The organism is Kitasatospora sp. NPDC056181, assembly GCF_042266225.1.
Lineage (GTDB): Bacteria > Actinomycetota > Actinomycetes > Streptomycetales > Streptomycetaceae > Kitasatospora.
The window spans coordinates 1-1985 of sequence record NZ_JBHJUK010000319.1; the positions used below are offsets into that span (position 1 = coordinate 1).

2 protein-coding genes are annotated in these 1985 nt (G+C 37.6%); both read left to right on the forward strand.

What is annotated here, in order from left to right; translation table 11 throughout:
* The first annotated feature begins 658 nt into the window (after positions 1-658).
* The gene (locus tag ACFC1F_RS43215; protein WP_375839303.1) at positions 659-832 is read left to right on the forward strand and encodes a hypothetical protein; all 174 of its coding nucleotides are present in this window, start codon (positions 659-661) and stop codon (positions 830-832) included.
* A 90-nt stretch (positions 833-922) separates the two neighbouring features.
* Entirely contained in the window at positions 923-1831 is a 909-nt protein-coding gene (locus ACFC1F_RS43220) for a hypothetical protein (RefSeq protein WP_375839305.1), read from the forward strand.
* Positions 1832-1985 lie beyond the last annotated feature (154 nt).

The window sequence follows — 1985 nt, forward strand, 5'->3', positions numbered from 1 at the left end:
CGTATTTTTTATTTCCCGAAGGGTTATTTGTCAGAATGACAAACCGATTTCGAGCCGGCGAGAACCCATTGTCACACCACGATTTAGGGGGTGTGTATAAATGGGCACTCTCTGTGAAATTTGAAGCTTTGAAATTCCGAATGGCGCACTTATACACTCTGTCGAGTGAGTGCTAAAATGCTGAAGCATTTCCGTCAAGCGTGTGGAGGAATCTTGTAGAGAGATATAGCATAGATACCCGTATCTCTAGAGATATTTTGGTATATCCCTGCTATATCTATGGGGTATCTATGCTATATCTTTGGCTTCAAAAACGGCACCTGTTCTAAGAGCATAGAAACTCAACAGGCACAGCCTGTTTGACACCCTTTTTTTTAGGGTGGCACCGAGTTTCCTTATGCTCTTTTTCTCTGAAGCTAAACCTGTTTTATATGTCGTAGTCTTTTTATTGGGAGTGACCCCTTGCTGTACAATTTCCGGAGGTGCCGATAAGGGACGAATTTTCCCTTGTCGGTTGCCTTTGGGGATTGTAAGGGGTGGAGGCTCGGAATCAAAAGGAAACGAAATATCATTCCGAGTGTGCTTCTTTTTTCTGTTCTTGAATTCTATTATTTCCAATGTTAGAATTATGTTAACAACTTGTTAGGAGTGTGTTTGGATGGAAGAGAAAAAACAAATTGGACCTCGAATTACTGTTGAAACATTTAAAAAGCTAGAGTTATTAGCCGAACATTTTACAAAACACAATGAATTTGGAAGAGTTTCAAAAGATGCTGTAATTGAGTTTGCTATTAAGGAATTGTATAGGGACTATTTGGGAAAAGGACGCTAATTTTTGTTGAAAAACTGACTTCGGATTTGGGGTTCTTTATTATTAACTTGATTTTAATTAAACATTACAGGAAAAATTGAGGGGAAATGGATGGATAAACGCAATGGTGACGCGGTTTTCATAGCTCCAAATGATGTTGTAAAAGTGACCACTATGAATCACGTCATTGAAGTTCAGCATATGGAGAAGATGAACCGGAAAAATAATATCAAAAAATTGGACAAGGATAGGTTTGTAGACCTCTCTACTGGGGAGATCCGGGAGTTCGAGCATTCGGAAAATCGGCAGGAAAATTATAATTCTTTGAGACAAACCTTTAAGAAGCTGCGTTATTTGATAAATAACAATTTTATAGGACGGCCAAATGAATTACATATAACTTTGACATACAAGAAAAATATGACGGACACGAAAAAACTTTATAGTGATTTTCAAAATTTTATCGACAGGTTGCGTTATAAATACAAGAAAGAAAGTTCGATAGATTATTTATCGGTGGTAGAGCCACAAGGACGTGGAGCCTGGCATTGTCATGTTTTAATGCGCTTTAATGATTTGGATAAGATTTATATTAAAAATGCTGAATTAAGGAGTCTATGGGGTTTAGGATTTGTAACAATCAAGTCATTAAAGGATATAGACAACATAGGAGCCTATTTGAGCGCTTATTTGACTGATATAGACCTAGAAGATGTCCAAGACAGGGAAACAGCCTTAAAAGTGGCTTCAGAGGGCTGTGAGGTGCAAACAAAGATCGTAGAAGGTCGGGAAAAGAAATTTTTAAAAGGCGGACGGCTGCACATGTATCCTTCCGGAATGAATATGTATCGAAAATCAAAAGGGATTGTTAAGCCGGAACGGGAAGAAATGAAGTTCGGAGACATAAAAAAAGTAGTGGGTTCGGCAAAACCACACTACGAGAAAAGTTATCATGTCGAAAATGACAATTTTGAAAACACAATTTCGTTTCTCCAGTATAACACAAAACGTGATTTTTGAAGCAAAACGGTTCCTCTTTATGGAGCCGTTTTTTTTTTTTACCGAAGGGTTATTTTTAAGGAATAAAAAACCAATTAGATCCCGCGAGAACCCAAAGTCAAACCACCAATTAGGGGGTGTTTTTAAAATTGCACACACAGTTAAATTTTTATAG

What these genes read in the sequence shown, in the direction of transcription:
- ACFC1F_RS43215 (WP_375839303.1), top strand. Translation starts at nt 659, where the DNA reads ATGGAAGAGAAAAAACAAATTGGACCTCGAATTACTGTTGAAACATTT.
- ACFC1F_RS43220 (WP_375839305.1), top strand. Translation starts at nt 923, where the DNA reads ATGGATAAACGCAATGGTGACGCGGTTTTCATAGCTCCAAATGATGTT.